The organism is Streptomyces sp. NPDC001153 (genome assembly GCF_053598315.1).
In genome coordinates this window covers 18,945-34,294 of the sequence record NZ_JBSFJZ010000006.1, presented here as the reverse complement: position 1 = coordinate 34,294, position 15,350 = coordinate 18,945, and the positions used below count along the sequence as shown (strand labels likewise).

Below are 15,350 nucleotides of genomic sequence, written 5' to 3'. Positions count from 1 at the left end.
CCCGCTGTGGCGGGGTGCGCTTCGCCGTGGTGGCTGGTGTCGTCCTACGGCTTCCTGTCCGCACTGGCCGGTCGCGCGGTTCCCCGCGCCCCTTCGGGCGCGTTGCAGTGCCGGGTCCGGTCCGTCACCGGCTGTTCATCCCCGGCGCCCAGGAACTTGGGCTTCCGGCAGCACGCTCCCCGGCGTGAGACGTATCGCTGGAATCGTCCTCGCCGTGCTGCTGATCGGTGGCGTGGTGGCCGCCGTCGTCGCGGGCCGGCACGGGGAGGACAAGGGCACGGCAACGAAGACCGTGCGTGGCGTGATCGGGTCGGAGAAGGCGGACTTCTTCGCGGATCCCGACGTGGTGAAGGCCCTCGCCGCCAAGGGCTACACCGTGCAGACCGAGGCCTCCGGGTCCTGGGCCATGGAAGGGCTGGACCTCAAGGGGTACGACTTCGCCCTTCCGGGGAGCCGGGCGCCGGCCGACGCGCCGGCCGCGAAGTTCCACGCGCAGGAACCCCAGCCCCGGCCGTTCTACTCGCCGCTGGTCGTCGTGGCCCACCGGAGTGCCGCCGACGTACTCGCGGCGAACGGGCTGGCCGTACTCGACGGCAAGAACCGCGGCACGCTCAGGATGGCCGCCTACCTGGACACCGCCCGGCACGACCGGACCTGGCAGCAGCTCAAGGGGGCCAAGGCGCACGGGGAGCTGACCGGCACCCTCTACATCGCGAGCACATCGCCCGGGTCGGCGACCCCCGGCAGGCCGACGCCCTCCGCGCCGACGTGCTCTTCCCCGTCCGGCAGAAGCACAACGAGCTGATCAAGGGCGTCGACCGGGCCGCCACGACCACCGTGTCCGCCCTGCGCATCTCGGTGATCCTGGCCTCCGCGCGGGACACGCAGAAGAAGGTGATCGAGCAGGTCGACGCCCTGCGCGGGACGACCGAGGGACTCGTCCGGGGCAACGCCGAGATGCTCTCCTCGCAGGGGGAGGAGATACAGCGGATCGCCGCCGACCCGGCCGTCGGCGCGGAGACGCTGCGCAGCGCGTTCCAGCACATCTACCGCACCCTCGACGCGATCGACAGCTACAAGGCGCAGGCGGCCGAGATCATGGCCTCGACGGTCGCCTCGCTGACCGACGAACTGCACAGCGCCGCGCAGCAGGTCCCAGGGCGCACTGGAGGGCCCGCCGGCATGAGACGACGACGTTCCGCACTCGCCCTGCTCGCCGCGACGGCCGTGACAGCGGCCCTGCTCGGCGGCTGCACGTCCGAGGACCACCAGAAGGACGACCCCGCCGCGCCGAAGCCCGGCACCCTGCGTGTGCTCGCCTCCAGCGAGCTCAGCGACATGACCGCCGTCCTCGACCGGGTCCGCAAGGACACCGGCGTCACCGTCCGGCCCACCTGCATGGGCACCCTGGACGCCGTCGACCTGCTCGCCAGGGGCCAGGCCGACGGCCGTTACGAGGCGCTGTGGCTGTCCTCGGACGACTGTCTGCGGCTGCAGCCCGACGCGGCGAGGAAGGTGGTGTCCGAGACCCCGGTGATGTCCAGCCCGGTCGCCATCGGCGTCAAGCCGGCCACCGTCAGGGCGCTCGGCTGGCAGCCCGAGCAGGTGACCTGGGGGCAGATCGAGCAGGCCGTACAGGACGGGAAGCTGACCTACGGCATGACCGACCCGGCCCGCTCCAACTCCGGTTTCTCCACGCTGGTCTCGGTCGCCTCGGCGCTCTCCGGCGCCCAGTCCGCACTCACCGACGCCGACGTCGCCAAGGCCACGCCGAGGTTGAAGGAGTTCTTCAAGGGCCAGAAGCTGACCTCGGGCTCCTCGGGCTGGCTGGCCACCGCCTACAAGCGGCGCGGCAGCGTCGACGCCCTGCTCAACTACGAGTCGGTGCTCAAGGGCATCCCGGGCCTCACCGTGATCCGCCCCCGCGACGGCGTCGTCACCGCCGACTACCCGCTCTCCTCACTGGCCTCCAGCGGCGCGCGCACCCGCGAGGACGTCCGCAAGGTCACCGAGGACCTGCGCACCGACGCCGTGCAGCGGCTCATCACCGACACCACCCACCGCCGCCCGGTCGTCGCCTCGAGGGCATGCACACGGTGTCCCGCGCGGTACGGCAGGACGTCCCTGAGGCCGTCGACGCCTACGTCCGCACCCGCTGGTGGACCCGGCTGACCCCGGGCACCGAGTCGCCGGAAGCACACCTGGACCGCCAGCTCGCGCTGCTCCGCGAGGAGGCCGAACATCTGGCCTCGGCGCTCAGGGACCGGGAGGCACGACGTCAGGAGTCGCACACGCGGTATCTGGAGGAGCGCAACAACTGAGGCGAGAACCAGGGCGGGGCCCCGCACGCCTTTGTGCGGGGCCCCGTTGGGTGGTCACCACGGCCGGTCGTGACGATCGCTGGTCAGGGCATCCGGACCGGCCGTGGAGTCTTCGACGGGCGGTTCAGCCCAGGCGCTCCACCAGCGCGTGGTACTGGTCCCACAGCTCCTTCGGGGTGTGGTCGCCGAAGGTGTTGAGGTGCTCGGGGACGAGCGCCGCCTCCTCGCGCCAGACCTCCTTGTCGACCGTCAGCAGGAAGTCGAGGTCGGACTCGGAGAGTTCGAGGCCGCCTGTGTCCAGGGCGTCCTTGGCCGGCAGGATGCCGATCGGGGTCTCGACGCCCTCGGCCTTGCCGTCCAGGCGCTCCACGATCCACTTCAGGACCCGGGAGTTCTCACCGAAGCCGGGCCAGACGAACTTGCCCTCGTCGTTCTTGCGGAACCAGTTGACGTAGTAGATCTTCGGCAGCTTGGACTGGTCCTTGTCCTTGGCCACGTCGATCCAGTGGGCCATGTAGTCGCCCATGTTGTAGCCGCAGAACGGGAGCATCGCGAACGGGTCGCGGCGCAGCTCGCCGACCTTGCCCTCGGCGGCGGCGGTCTTCTCGGAGGCCACGTTGGCGCCGAGGAAGACGCCGTGGTTCCAGTCGAAGGACTCCGTCACCAGCGGCACCGCGGAGGCGCGGCGGCCGCCGAAGAGGATCGCCGAGATCGGCACGCCCTTGGGGTCCTCCCACTCCGGCGCGATGATCGGGCACTGGGAGGCGGGGGTGGTGAAGCGGGCGTTGGGGTGTGCGGCGGGCTCGGCGGAGTCCGGGGTCCAGTCGCGGCCCTTCCAGTCCGTCAGGTGGGCCGGGGTCTCCTCGGTCATGCCCTCCCACCACACGTCGCCGTCGTCGGTGAGGGCGACGTTGGTGAAGACCGAGTTGCCCCACAGGGTCTTCATCGCGTTGGCGTTGGTGTGCTCACCCGTGCCGGGCGCGACGCCGAAGAAGCCGGCCTCGGGGTTGATCGCGTACAGGCGGCCGTCCTCGCCGAAGCGCATCCAGGCGATGTCGTCGCCGATGGTCTCCACGGTCCAGCCGGAGACCGTCGGCTCCAGCATGGCGAGGTTGGTCTTGCCACAGGCGCTCGGGAAGGCGGCGGCGACGTACTTGGACTCGCCCTGCGGCGGGGTGAGCTTGAGGATCAGCATGTGCTCGGCCAGCCAGCCCTCGTCACGCGCCATGACGGAGGCGATACGCAGCGCGTAGCACTTCTTGCCGAGCAGGGCGTTGCCGCCGTAGCCGGAGCCGTAGGACCAGATCTCGCGGTCCTCGGGGAAGTGCGAGATGTACTTGGTGGAGTTGCACGGCCACGGAACGTCCTCCTGGCCCTCCTCCAGCGGGGCGCCGAGGGAGTGGACGGCCTTCACGAAGAAGCCGTCGTCGCCCAGCTCGTCCAGGACGGCCTGGCCCATGCGCGTCATCGTGCGCATGGAGACGGCGACGTAGGCGGAGTCGGTGATCTCCACGCCGATCGCGGACAGCGGGGAGCCGAGCGGGCCCATGCAGAACGGGACGACGTACATGGTGCGGCCCCGCATGGAGCCCCGGAACAGGCCTTTCTCGCCGCTGAAGATCTCCCGCATCTCGGCGGGGGCCTTCCAGTGGTTGGTCGGGCCCGCGTCCTCCTCCTTCTCGGAGCAGATGAAGGTGCGGTCCTCCACGCGCGCGACATCGGTCGGGTCGGAGGCCGCGTAGTAGGAGTTCGGGCGCTTGATCGGGTCGAGCTTCTTGAAGGTGCCCTTGGCCACGAGCTCCTCGCAGAGCCGCTCGTACTCCGCCTCGGAGCCGTCGCACCAGACCACGCTGTCCGGCTGCGTCAGTTCGGCGATCTCGTTGACCCAGGAGATCAGTTCCTGGTGGGTGGTGGGAACACTGGAAGCCGAGTTGTCGCGCGCCACGGTTGCTCCTAAGTGAGGGATTTTGTCCTTGTGGCCCCGTGGGGGCTGCGACCCGGATGCTTCGTGATGCTCATCCGGTGCCGACCGCACTCATTTGATCATCCGTCGTGAGTGCGCATATGTCCAGGGGACCTCACAGGTGAGCGGAGTGAGGAAGACCACGGTTTCCAGGGCGGTTTGCGTTCCCTTTACGTCCAGGTTTGCGTCACCTGAAGGTCTTTTTGCGTTCGATCGACCAAGACCCGCCCTGACACCCGACTTACGGTGGCGTAGGTACCATGCCCCGCATGACTGCGTCCGTCCCCGACGCGCCCACGGACACGCCGGCCCACGGCCGCGGTCCCGCGCTCTCGCTGCCGCAACAGGTCAAGCCCAAGCTCCGCGGCTGGCTGCACCTCGGCATGTTCCCGGCCGTGCTCATAGCGGGCCTCGTGCTCACCGCCCTCGCCGACTCCACCAGAGGCCGCATCGCCTGCGGTATCTACGTCCTGACCGCCTGCCTGCTCTTCGGCGTCAGCGCGCTGTACCACCGGGGCAACTGGAGCCCCCGGATGGACGGCGTCCTGCGCCGCCTGGACCACGCCAACATCTTTCTGATCATCGCGGGCACCTACACCCCGCTGACCCTGCTGCTCCTGCCCGGAACCAAGGGCCGGTGGCTGCTGTGGAGCATCTGGGCCGCCGCCGCGGCCGGCATCGTCTTCCGGGTCTTCTGGGTGGGCGCCCCGCGCTGGCTCTACACGCCCTGCTACATCGCGATGGGCTGGGCAGCCGTGTTCTTCCTGCCCGACTTCCTGCGCACCGGCGGCGTCGCGGTCCTGGTCCTGGTCATCGTCGGCGGCCTGCTCTACAGCGCCGGCGGCGTGATCTACGGCATCAAGCGCCCGAACCCGTCACCGCGCTGGTTCGGCTTCCACGAGGTCTTCCACTCCTTCACCCTCGCGGCGTTCGTCGTCCACTACGTCGGCATCTCACTGGTGGCCTACCAGCACGCATAAACCCGACACCCACCCCTCCCCTCCCCCTGCGGCCACGGCTCCTCAGCCGTGGCCGCTTTCGTATGCCCGAAAACTTCTGAGACCAGCTACCCATTGACAGTCTCAGTATTTTGAGAGCTACTCTCATTTCATGGCTACTGTCACTCACGTCGGCGGCGGGACGCGGCGCGACCCCCGCCGCTGGTGGGCCCTCGGGGCCCTGGTCGCGAGCATGCTGGTGCTCGCCTTCGACTCGACGATCCTCAACGTGGCCCTGCCCACCATGGCCGCACAGCTCCACGCCACGACCGGGCAGCAGCAGTGGATGGCGGACGCGTACATCGTCGTGTTCGCCGCGCTGATGCTCCCCGCGGGCCTGCTCGGCGACCGGTTCGGCCGGCGCCGGATGCTCATCGCCGGGCTCGCCGTCTTCCTGGCGGGCTCGGTGCTCGGCTCCCTGGCCGGCGAGGTGAACACCGTGATCGCCGCGCGCGCGGTGCTCGGCATCGGCGCCGCGCTGATCATGCCGCTGTCGCTGTCCGTGCTGCCCGCGCTGTTCGGCCCGGACGAGCGCGGCAAGGCCATCGGCATGATCTCCGCCGCCTCGGCGCTCGGCATGCCGCTCGGCCCCCTCGTCGGCGGCTGGCTGCTGGGCCACTTCTGGTGGGGCTCGGTCTTCCTGATCAACGTCCCGATGGCCGCCCTCGGCATCGCGGCCTGCGCGTTCCTGCTGCCCGAGACCCGCGACCCGGCGAGCCCCAAGGTCGACACCGCCTCCACCGCGCTCACCGCGACCGGGCTCGGCGCCCTCATCTACGCGATCATCGAGGCCCCGGACCGCGGCTGGGGCGACGGCCTGGTGCTGGCGACGTTCGCGGCGGCCGCCGTCCTGCTCACCGCGCTGGTCCTGCGGGAACGCCGGATGACCCGCCCCATGCTCGACATGGGCCTGCTGGCCCACCGCGGCTTCCTGCTCAACACCACCGCCGCGACCCTGGTGATGTTCGTGCTGTCGGGGCTGATGTTCACCGTGCCGACCTACCTCCAGGCGGTCCTCGGCCACGACGCCTTCGCCACCGGTCTGCGGCTGCTGCCGATGATGGCCGGGCTGATGGTCGCCGCGAAGGGCGCCCAGCCGGTCGTCGCCCGGTTCGGGGCGCGCGCGGTGGTCACCGCGGGCCTGGTCGTGCTCGCCTTCGCCGCCCTGCTGGGCAGCCGTACGACCGTGCACGACGGCTACGGCTTCACCGCCCTGTGGCTGTCGATCACCGGCCTCGGCTTCGGCTTCGCGGTCGTCCCGGCGATGGACGGCGCGCTCGGCACGCTGCCCGCCGACCGGGCCGGCAGCGGCTCCGGGCTGCTCATGACGTTCCGCCAGGTCGGCGGCGCCGTCGGCATCGCCCTGCTCGGCAGCCTCCTCGCGAGCGCCTTCCGGGACCGGCTCGACGTGACCGGGCTGCCGGGACAGGCCGCGCACACCGCCGGGGAGTCCGTGGTCGCCGCGCATGCGGTGGCCGCGCACACGGGCTCGGCCCGCCTGGCGGCCTCCGCGGACAGCGCGTACGTCCACGGGATGACGGTGGTGCTGCTGGTGTGCGGGCTCGCCTCCCTCGTGGCGGCCCTGCTCGCGGCGCTGCTGCTGCCGAACACCCCCGTCGTACGGCGCACCGGGCGGAAGGAGACCCCGGCCGTGGCGGCCCCCGTCACGGATGCCGGACAATGACCGGCATGACGGCCGCACGTTCCCCCCTCCCCTCCGCCGACCGACCGCAGCCGGGGCTGCGCGAACGCAAGAAGATCAAGACCAGGGAGGCGATCCGCGCGGCGACGTACGCCCTGGTCCAGGAGCAGGGCTACGACGCCACGACGATCGACCAGATCGCCGAACGGGCCGAGGTGTCGCCGTCGACCGTCTTCCGGTACTTCCCGACCAAGGAGGACATCGTCCTCACGGACGAGTACGACCCGGTGATCCTGGAGGAGATCAAGGCACGGCCCGCCGACGAACCCTGGTCCGAGACCATCCGGTACGTCCTGCACCGGGCCGTCGAGCTCGCCGTGGCCGAAGACCTCGAGGTGTCCCGGCTGCGCACCCACCTCATGGTCCAGGTCCCCGCGGTGCGTTCGCGGATGATGGAGAGCATGTCGACCAGCGGCCGCATGCTCTGTGAGGCCATCGGCGAGCGCACCGGCCGCGACCCCGACGGCCTGGAGGTCCGCGTCTACGCCATGTCCCTGATCGGCGGCCTGATGGAGACCTCCATGTACTGGGCGGAGAACGACCACCGGGACGACTTCACGGCCCTGGTCGACCGCGCCCTGGACGTCATGGAGCACGGCCTCCCCGGCGAAAACCGCTGAGGCCCGGGCGCCGTCCCATGCGATGCTGACGGGGTGAACGGACCCGAGATCCGCGTCGAAGTCGCCCCCGCACTGCACCTGTTCGTGCCGCACGCCCGGCGCGCCGGAGCCACGCCCCTGGCCACGGACGGCGTCTCGACGCTCGGCCATGTCATCGAGTCCCTCGGCGTCCCGCTGACCGAGGTCGGCGCGCTGGTCGTGGACGGCCGCGCGGTGCCGGCCGCGCACATCCCGAAGGCCGGCGAGACGGTGCACGTACGCCCCGTCGACCGGCCCCAGCAGATCCCCGGTGCGCCCCTCCGGTTCCTCCTCGACGTCCACCTCGGCACGCTCGCCCGCCGCCTGCGCCTGCTCGGCGTGGACACGGCGTACGAGTCGACGGACATCGGCGACGCCGCCCTCGCCACCCGCTCGGCGGCCGAGAAGCGCGTCATGCTCAGCCGCGACCGGGGGCTGCTGCGCCGCCGCGAGCTGTGGGCCGGCGCCTTCGTCTACAGCACCCGCCCCGACGACCAGCTGCACGACGTCCTCGACCGCTTCGCCCCCGACCTGCGCCCCTGGACCCGCTGCACCGCCTGCAACGGCCTGCTCAGACAGGCCACGAAGGCCGAGGTGGCCGACCAGCTCAAGCACGGCACGCAGCGCTCCTACGACGTCTTCGCCCAGTGCACGGAGTGCGGCCGCGCGTACTGGAAGGGCGCGCACCACGAACAGCTGGAGGCGGTCGTGGAGCGGGCGTTGAGCATGCGTACCCAGGGGGAATGAGTACCCGCGCCGATCTGCGGGGACCGGCCGGCGCGGTGGGATGGGGTCATGAACGCCACAACGGAGCAGCAGGTGACGCCCACCTCGCAGCAGATGGACCGGTTCATCACCGGCTGGGCCGTCGCCGGGCTGGTCTCGCTCCTGCCGATCGTCATTCTGTCCTGGATCGTCGTGCTCTCCGGTGAGCGCGGCTCGATGTGCCTGGAGTACGGCGAGCAGTGCTCGACGATCCCCGGATACGCCCTCTACGACGCCTTCTGCCTGGCGGTGTTCGCCGGTCTGGCGGCACTGGTGTGGCCCAGAGCCCGGTGGACGTACGCCAGGCTCTGGGCCGTGTTCGTGCAGTGGGGTGCTCAGCTCACCCTCGGGGCGCTGATCCTCAACGGCGCCTGACGTCGCCCTTTCCGCACGCCACCCCGTCCCGGTTCGGGTCCAGGCCCAGCGGATCGTCGGCGCCGTCGACCTTCAGCCGACCGTAGTGGTTCTGCCGGAGCCAGGTGCAGCGGGCCGCGGTCGTCTTCCTCACCTCGGGCGGGAACACCGTCGGCACACACACGTTGATCGAGCCGTAGTGCCGGTCGCAGCCGGACAGGGTCGGGCTGACCTGCTGGGACGTGCGCTTCTTGGCGGGCCCCGACACCTTGCCGGTGAGGCCGTCGGCGAAGGCGTGGATGTGCGGGGACGCCGCGGTCAGGGCCGCCGGGCCCGTCAGATGCACCCACCGGGCCACCGAGGGCACCCCGTTGGCGTCGACCGCGAAGAGCATGTACCAGCCGGGCGGCGCCAGGTTGGGATTGTTCGTCACGTTCAGGTCGACGTTGTTGCCGTCCACCGAGAGCGGCAGGTCCACGAACCGCTGGTTCGGGTCGGACGAATGGGTCACCGCGGCCGGACGGATCAGCTCGGCCTTGGCGATCGGCCGGTCGACGGTGATCCGCTGGGTGTCGCCGTACTTCCACTCCTGGTTGATCACCGAGGTGATCGTCGGACGCGTGCCCTTGTAGAGGTACGGCGGGGTGTAGATCGACACGTTGTGGTTCCAGCTGCCGTTGCCCGGGTTGTCGCCGGTGGCCATCACCCGGCCGTCGGGCAGCAGGAACGCCGAGGAGTGGTAGCCGCGGGACTCGGGGTCGGCGGCCACCTGCTGGAAGGCGTTGGTGGCGGGGTCGTAGAGCGAGGACTCGTACACGGGGTTGGCGCGGTTGTGCAGGGCGCCGCCCGTCTCCAGCACCTTGCCGTCGGGCAGCAGCACGGTGGAGACGTACATCTTGCCCTGGTTGCCGGTCTCCGGCTGCGGGCCGTTGCCCAGGTCGACCGTGCCCTGCGGGACCGGCGGCCCGGCGACGTAGGACGGGTTGGCCTGCTTGAGGTCGATCAGGTCGGTGAGGCGGTTCGCGTCCGGGTTGGAGTCGATGTTGCCGCCGCCGACCGTCAGCACCCGCTGGTCCTGCGCCGGAGGCAGCAGCACGGACGACGACTGGTCCCGCTCGTCCTTGTTCTGCAGCCCCGGGATCTGCGTGACCGTGTTGGCCCCGTAGTCGTAGATCGCCGAACCCGTGCCGGGGATGTTGTTGCCGAAGACATGGCTGCCCGTGTAGAAGAGGCGGCCGTCCTGCATCAGGATCATCGCCGGGTACAGACCCCAGTACGACCAGGTCTGGTTGACCTGGGACAGCGGCAGCCACTGGTTCTGCGCGTAACTGAACTTCTCGGCGGTCACCGAGCCGGTGGAGTCCTCGCGGAGCCCGCCGAAGGAGATGACGTCACCGTTGCCGAGCTCGGTCGCCGACGGGTACCAGTGGCCGTCGTTGAGGTCGTTGGTCTTGGTGTAGGTCTCGGTCGCCGGGTCGAAGATGTACGAGTCCTTGAACCCCTCGTAGCCGTGCCCGCCCACCACCGGGTACGCCTTGTTGCCGCTCAGGACCAGCACCCGCCCGTCCTGGAGCTGGACATGGCCCGCGCAGAACATGTCCTTCGGGGTGGGGATGACCTTGTAGTCGCCGGTCGCCGGGTCGTACACCGCGCTGGTGAACGTGCCCGCGTTGAAGTTCTCCTCGCTGTTGCCGGAGCCGGCGATCAGCAGCACCTTGCCGTTGCTGAGCACGACGGAGTGCATGGAGCGGACCGGGTTCTGCGTCGGCAGGACGGACCAGCTGCCGTTCGCGCACTGGTCGTTCGTGCCCGTGCACTGGGCCGGCGGGAGCGGGTCCGGCACCTGGTCCATGGTGTAGTCGTCGGTGGTCGCCGAGCCGGTGCCGTAGACGGAGACACCCCAGGTGATGCGGTCGGTGCCGGCCGGGACCTCGGGTGTGCGGACCGTGGCCTGCGTCCAGGCCGAGGCCATGTCGAGGGTTTTGACGTCGGTCCAGTACTGCCAGCCGGCGGTCGTGTCGTGCCGGAAGAGAGTGATGTTGGCGTCCGGGGTGGTGGTCTTGTACCAGAGTCCCAGGTCGTACTGCTTGCCGACGCTCACCCCCGGCGCGCAGTCCGTCGACTCGGTGATCATCGCCTTGCGGTCGCCGGAGACCCGGCGGGTCAGCGTGACCTTCATGGCCGCGGATCCGGAGTGCGCGTCGGAGGTCGTCTCGAAGCTGAAGTCGTTGTCGCCCCAGCCCGACTTCTCCCAGCAGTACGGCATGTCGCCGCTGCCGGCGGTCTCGAAGCCGGGGTTCTTGATCAGGTTGGCGGCCTGTGCCGGCTGGGGCGCGGTCAGGAGCAGACCGGCGGTCAGGGCGCCCACCCCGGCCAGCGCGGTCCGTCTGCGGTACTTGCTCAAGCGGCTCTCCTCCGGTGGTTACGTCGCGGGAGATAGACCAGCGCCTCGGTTCCGACGAAGCGCAGGACGAACGTCATGACCAGCGCGAGCGCGGTGGCAGGCAGGGCGCCCATGCCGAACCGGCCGACGAGCAGGGCGATCAGCGGGATGCGCAGCAGCAGGTCGGCGTTGGCCAGCAGCGCGAACCGGCCGAGCCGGTCCCACCAGCGGCGGTGCGCGCGCCGGTCGCGGAACAGCAGCTGCTCGATGAGCAGGAAGTTCCAGGCGACTCCGAACTGGTTGGCGAGGATCTCCGCGGGGAGGTAGTGCATCCCGAGGACGGTCAGGGCCCAGAGCCCGAGGAGGTTCGGGGCGAACCCGCTCGCGCCGATCAGCCCGAAGCCGACCATGCGGGCGACCGGGGAGGCGGTGCGCAGACCCGCCAGGTGGCGCAGGAAGCGGAAGCCCTCCCGGGCGGTGGACTTGGACTCGCCGGCGAACCGGTCCTGGAAGACGAACGGCACCTCGGCGACCTGCCGGGGCCGGCTGCGTACGGCCAGCTCCAGCAGGATCTTGTAGCCGAGCGGTCTGAGCACGTCCGCCGTGACCGCGCTGCGGCGGATGGCGAAGAAGCCGCTCATCGGGTCGCTGATGCCGTGCAGTCTGCGCGGGAAGAGGGCCTTGGCGAGCCAGGTCGCGCCGCGCGAGACGGCCACCCGGTAGCCGCCGGCGAGCCCGGCCCGGCTGCCGCCGTCGATGTACCGGGAGGCGACGACGAGCCCGGCGTGCGTCCGTTCGCCCGTGGCCACCAACTCCGGTACGAGGGACGGCGGATGCTGGCAGTCGCCGTCCATGACGACGACCCACTCCGAGGTCGCCGCCCGCAGCCCCTCGACGACCGCCCCGCCGAGCCCGCCGACGGGTTCCTCCCGGTGCAGGACGGCCACCGGGAACGGGCAGTCCTGGGCGGCCTCGCGGACGACCTCGGGGGTGTCGTCGGTGGAGTCGTCCACGAACAGGACCTCGCAGGGCAGCCGCGCGGGCACCGACTCGGCGATCTGGTGCAGCAACCGCCGTACGTTCGCGGACTCGTTGAAGGTCGGCACGACGATGGTGACGGCGCCCGGCTCGGGGACCTCTACGGCGTCGAGGCCCTGTGCCGGGGCGGTGTACTCGTTCATCGCGCCCCTCCCACGGCCTGGATCCGCCGGATCTCGATGCGGTCGGGCCCGGTGCCGAAGGTGGCGACCGGCGTGGAGTGCCGGATCGCGGCCCGCACGTTGGGCAGGTCCTTGGCGTCCCGGCGGACGGTCGGCGAGGCGACGACGTAGTCGATGTCCCGCCAGCCGTGCGGCATGGTCTTCGTGACCGCCGGGTCGAGGTCGGCCTTGTAGAACCAGATGGCGCCGAGCCCGGGCCGGTATCCGGCGTGCACGAGGTCCAGCCAGAGGGCGTCGTCGACGAGCACCCGGGTGTCCTCCGGGTCGGCCACCTCGGTGCCGAGCCAGTGGGAGGCCTGACGGTAGGGCCGGTTGGCGTCGGCGGTGACGGCGGTGCGGTCGCCGTCGTACCAGTGCGGTACGACGTAGGCGCCGGCGGCGAGGGCGAGGACGGCGGCGAGCGCGTACCGGCCGCCGGTGAGGTACCGCTTCTCGCCCTCCGTGCGCCACCTGGTGATGACCGCGTGGGCGACGGAGGCGGCGCCGCCCGCGAGGACCAGGGCGAGGAAGGGCAGCGCGCCGATGACGTACATGGCGGGCAGGTAGCCGTTCGGGCGCAGGGCCACCGCGGCCAGGATGGCGACCGTGAGGGCCGGTCCGGCGAGGGCGCGGGCGGTGACCGACCAGCGCCAGGTGAGCAACAGGAGCAGGGCTCCGGCGACGCCGCCGAGGGGCAGGACGCGGTCGTAGTACAGCCAGGCGTGCAGGACGCCGTAGGAGCCGGAGCCCTGGTCGAGGATGAATCCCGAGCCGGGCCTGGACATCTGGTAGGTGATGCCGTCCCACAGGGAGACGTGCCCGGGGCCCGGCAGCAGCTCGCCCTTGAGCAGGGCGAACAGCGGATAAAAACAGCCGGTCAGGGCGCAGGCGGTGACGGCTCCGGTGAGGGCGAACTTGCGGGTGTCGCGGTGGCTGTGCCGCCACATGGTGACCAGCAGGGCGGGCAGGACGACGAGCATCGTCTCCTTGGTGAGCACGCCCGCGGCGGCGGCGAGGCCCGCGCCGAAGTGGTGCCAGAGGTGGCGGCTGGGCGAGGCGGCGAGGCAGAACGCCAGCAGCAGCCACATCACGGCGATGTTGTCGAGGAAGATCTCCCGGCTGAGGACGACCGCGAGCGGGGAGAGCCCGAACAGGGCCATGCCGAGTCCGGCGGCCCAGCGGGGCAGGGAGAGCCGGCGGCCCAGGACATAGAGGAGGACCGCGCTGACGCCGCTGACCAGCAGCATGACGAGCCGCATGGTGCCGACGGTCATCGAGCCGGGGCTGAGGGCCGCGGGGAGCCGGCTGAGCAGGGCTATCTGGATCCAGCCGAGCGGCGGGTGGTCGTACCAGTAGGTGTAGTGGGCGAGGCCGCGGCCCTGCTGGACCGCCCAGGCCTGGGCGAGATAGGTGCCCTCGTCGTCGCTGAGGGTGGGGTAGTCGGCGATGTTCCAGCCCTGGACGACGAGGATCGCCGCGAGCAGGACACCGCACAGCAGCAGGTCGGGGCGGGAGGAGCGGAGCCGCGGCGGCGGGCTTGTCCGGCCCGTCGAGCGGTCTTCCGGCACAGGTGGGCCCTGCGCGGGGACCTTCGCTGCGGTCACCGCGGGAAGTGTGGAGGTCACGCAGGAACGTCCTCTCGGATGGGCTCGGCCGCGGTGAGGTGTGCGCCGACGTGTGTGGTCAACTCCCAGTCGTTACGGCCGCGTTGCTCGCGCCAGACGGCACGGATCGCGGCACCGGCGAGGAGCACCTGGTAGAAGGGGCCGCCCACGATGAGCTTCACGTAGTGGACGAGGCGGACCTTCAGGCCGTACTGCTTGCCGAAGTCGTGCAGCCCGACCACCTCGAAGACGAAGGTGACGGCGGCGGTGACCAGCGGCAGGAAGGTGAGGAAGGCGACCCCGACGGGCACGTCGAGGAAGAGCGCGACGGCCGCGTTGAGCGGGATGATCACGCCGGAGAAGGCCTGCATGAACGGCGTCATCAGGGTGTACCGGGCGAGCAACCGCTGCCCGAATCCCGGCAGTTGCTTCCAGTCCCTCTTCCGGTAGACCTGCAGGAAGCCCTGGTTCCAGCGGGTGCGCTGCTTGAGCAGCGACATGAGGGAACCCGGGGTCTCCTCCCTGGTCACCATGTCGGAGTCGTAGGCGACGACGACCTTCTTGCCGACGCTGGACAGCCGGACGCCCAGGTCGCAGTCCTCGGCGAGGCAGTTCGGGTCCCAGCCGTCCGCCTCCCTGAGGACGCCGGTGCGCACGAAGACGGTGTTGCCGCCGAGCGGGATGAAGCCCTTCTGCGCGTGCAGGTGCAGCCGGGAGCGGAACCAGAAGAAGTACTCCAGGCAGTTGCGCAGGCTGTACCAGCTGGAGTGGAAGTTGATGAGCTGGACCCCGCCCTGGACGACGTCCGCCCCGGTGGTGCGGAAGGCGTGGTCGACGTGGGCCAGCAGCTCCGGGTGGACCTGGTCCTCGGCGTCGAAGACCCCGACGACGTCACCGCGGCAGTGCGGCAGCGCCGTGTTCATGGCCTTCGGCTTGTTCTTCTTCTCGTGGGTGTCGACGACGACCCGGACGCGCGGGTCCCGGGCGGCGGCCCGCTCGGCCACCTCCGTGGTCTCGGGGTCGTCGTGCCCGACGATCACGATGATCTCGAAGTCGGTGTGCGTGGATTCCAGCAGCCGCTGGATGGTGTGGTCCAGCACCGCCTGCTCGTGCCGAGCGGGCAGCAGCAGCGAGAACGACAGGTGTTCGCCGCCGTCCGGCCTGCCGAACCGGGTGGAGGCCAGCACCTCGGGCGTGCGCCACGCGTGCATCTGCCACCACAGGGTGAACGCCGCCATCCAGAACAGGGCCAGTGAGACGGCAGCGATGAAGACAGACGTGAGCAAAAAGATCCCCCCAGATCCCCGATTACCCCCTGTGCGGGCGACGGTGAGTTACCACCCGTCGACCCGCTGTGGAGAGATTAGGGGGGATCTGTGAAGCGCGGCAGCTCTTCCGATAAATAGCTTGTTTCGGAATGGTG

At 70.5% G+C, this 15,350-nt stretch carries 10 protein-coding genes and 4 pseudogenes; 9 read left to right on the top strand and 5 right to left on the bottom strand.

Translation table 11 applies throughout. The annotated features are described in order from the left end of the window. Window positions 1-184 precede the first annotated feature (184 nt). The 4 pseudogenes from ACWDEN_RS08395 to ACWDEN_RS08380 form a co-directional block, all read left to right on the top strand. Window positions 185-728: pseudogene (locus ACWDEN_RS08395) on the top strand (hypothetical protein); the annotation flags it as partial. Beyond that, a pseudogene (locus ACWDEN_RS08390) lies at window positions 715-1,186 on the top strand (toxic anion resistance protein); the annotation flags it as partial. The pseudogenes ACWDEN_RS08395 and ACWDEN_RS08390, both read left to right, overlap by 14 nt. Next, window positions 1,183-2,082, top strand: a pseudogene (locus ACWDEN_RS08385) (substrate-binding domain-containing protein); the annotation flags it as partial. The pseudogenes ACWDEN_RS08390 and ACWDEN_RS08385, both read left to right, overlap by 4 nt. Next, window positions 2,082-2,321, top strand: a pseudogene (locus ACWDEN_RS08380) (hypothetical protein); the annotation flags it as partial. The pseudogenes ACWDEN_RS08385 and ACWDEN_RS08380, both read left to right, overlap by 1 nt. A 124-nt stretch (window positions 2,322-2,445) precedes the next feature. Here the strand turns inward: ACWDEN_RS08380 and ACWDEN_RS08375 are convergent. Further along, entirely contained in the window at window positions 2,446-4,266 is a 1,821-nt protein-coding gene (locus tag ACWDEN_RS08375) for a phosphoenolpyruvate carboxykinase (GTP) (protein WP_351618329.1), read from the bottom strand. Window positions 4,267-4,553: 287 nt separating this feature from the next. Between ACWDEN_RS08375 and trhA the strand changes: the two genes are divergently transcribed. The 5 genes from trhA to ACWDEN_RS08350 all read left to right on the top strand — a co-directional run bounded on the left by trhA (window position 4,554) and on the right by ACWDEN_RS08350 (window position 8,762). Continuing rightward, complete coding sequence (trhA, locus tag ACWDEN_RS08370; RefSeq protein ID WP_351618326.1) at window positions 4,554-5,264, top strand: PAQR family membrane homeostasis protein TrhA; 711 nt, start codon at window positions 4,554-4,556, stop codon at window positions 5,262-5,264. Between the two features lie 130 nt (window positions 5,265-5,394). Next, window positions 5,395-6,966, top strand: a complete 1,572-nt coding sequence (locus tag ACWDEN_RS08365) for an MFS transporter (RefSeq protein ID WP_450858050.1) — start codon at window positions 5,395-5,397, stop codon at window positions 6,964-6,966. A 5-nt stretch (window positions 6,967-6,971) separates the two neighbouring features. Then, the gene (locus tag ACWDEN_RS08360) at window positions 6,972-7,604 is read left to right on the top strand and encodes a TetR/AcrR family transcriptional regulator (protein WP_450858048.1); all 633 of its coding nucleotides are present in this window, start codon (window positions 6,972-6,974) and stop codon (window positions 7,602-7,604) included. A gap of 33 nt (window positions 7,605-7,637) precedes the next feature. Further along, entirely contained in the window at window positions 7,638-8,369 is a 732-nt protein-coding gene (locus tag ACWDEN_RS08355) for a Mut7-C RNAse domain-containing protein (protein ID WP_351618317.1), read from the top strand. A 48-nt stretch (window positions 8,370-8,417) separates the two neighbouring features. Further along, window positions 8,418-8,762 (top strand): hypothetical protein, encoded by a 345-nt coding sequence (locus tag ACWDEN_RS08350; protein ID WP_351618314.1) that lies wholly within the window; start codon window positions 8,418-8,420, stop codon window positions 8,760-8,762. Here the strand turns inward: ACWDEN_RS08350 and ACWDEN_RS08345 are convergent. From ACWDEN_RS08345 to ACWDEN_RS08330, 4 genes are read right to left on the bottom strand one after another with little or no spacing between them, the layout of a single operon-like run. Further along, a complete protein-coding gene (locus ACWDEN_RS08345) occupies window positions 8,749-11,145 on the bottom strand; it encodes a galactose oxidase early set domain-containing protein (RefSeq protein WP_351618312.1) in 2,397 nt (798 codons plus the stop codon). The two genes, ACWDEN_RS08350 and ACWDEN_RS08345, sit on opposite strands and share 14 nt — an antisense overlap. Beyond that, on the bottom strand, window positions 11,142-12,305 hold the full coding sequence (locus ACWDEN_RS08340) for a glycosyltransferase (RefSeq protein WP_450858045.1): 1,164 nt from the start codon (window positions 12,303-12,305) through the stop codon (window positions 11,142-11,144). Before ACWDEN_RS08340 ends, ACWDEN_RS08345 begins: the two co-directional genes overlap by 4 nt. After that, a complete protein-coding gene (locus ACWDEN_RS08335) occupies window positions 12,302-13,948 on the bottom strand; it encodes an ArnT family glycosyltransferase (RefSeq protein WP_450858043.1) in 1,647 nt (548 codons plus the stop codon). Before ACWDEN_RS08335 ends, ACWDEN_RS08340 begins: the two co-directional genes overlap by 4 nt. Beyond that, complete coding sequence (locus ACWDEN_RS08330; RefSeq protein WP_351618304.1) at window positions 13,945-15,213, bottom strand: glycosyltransferase; 1,269 nt, start codon at window positions 15,211-15,213, stop codon at window positions 13,945-13,947. Before ACWDEN_RS08330 ends, ACWDEN_RS08335 begins: the two co-directional genes overlap by 4 nt. Window positions 15,214-15,350 lie beyond the last annotated feature (137 nt).

Coding starts and splice junctions, on each gene's coding strand:
- trhA (WP_351618326.1), top strand. CDS start 4,554: ATGACTGCGTCCGTCCCCGACGCGCCCACGGACACGCCGGCCCACGGC.
- ACWDEN_RS08360 (WP_450858048.1), top strand. CDS start 6,972: ATGACGGCCGCACGTTCCCCCCTCCCCTCCGCCGACCGACCGCAGCCG.
- ACWDEN_RS08350 (WP_351618314.1), top strand. CDS start 8,418: ATGAACGCCACAACGGAGCAGCAGGTGACGCCCACCTCGCAGCAGATG.
- ACWDEN_RS08365 (WP_450858050.1), top strand. CDS start 5,395: ATGGCTACTGTCACTCACGTCGGCGGCGGGACGCGGCGCGACCCCCGC.
- ACWDEN_RS08340 (WP_450858045.1), bottom strand. CDS start 12,305: ATGAACGAGTACACCGCCCCGGCACAGGGCCTCGACGCCGTAGAGGTC.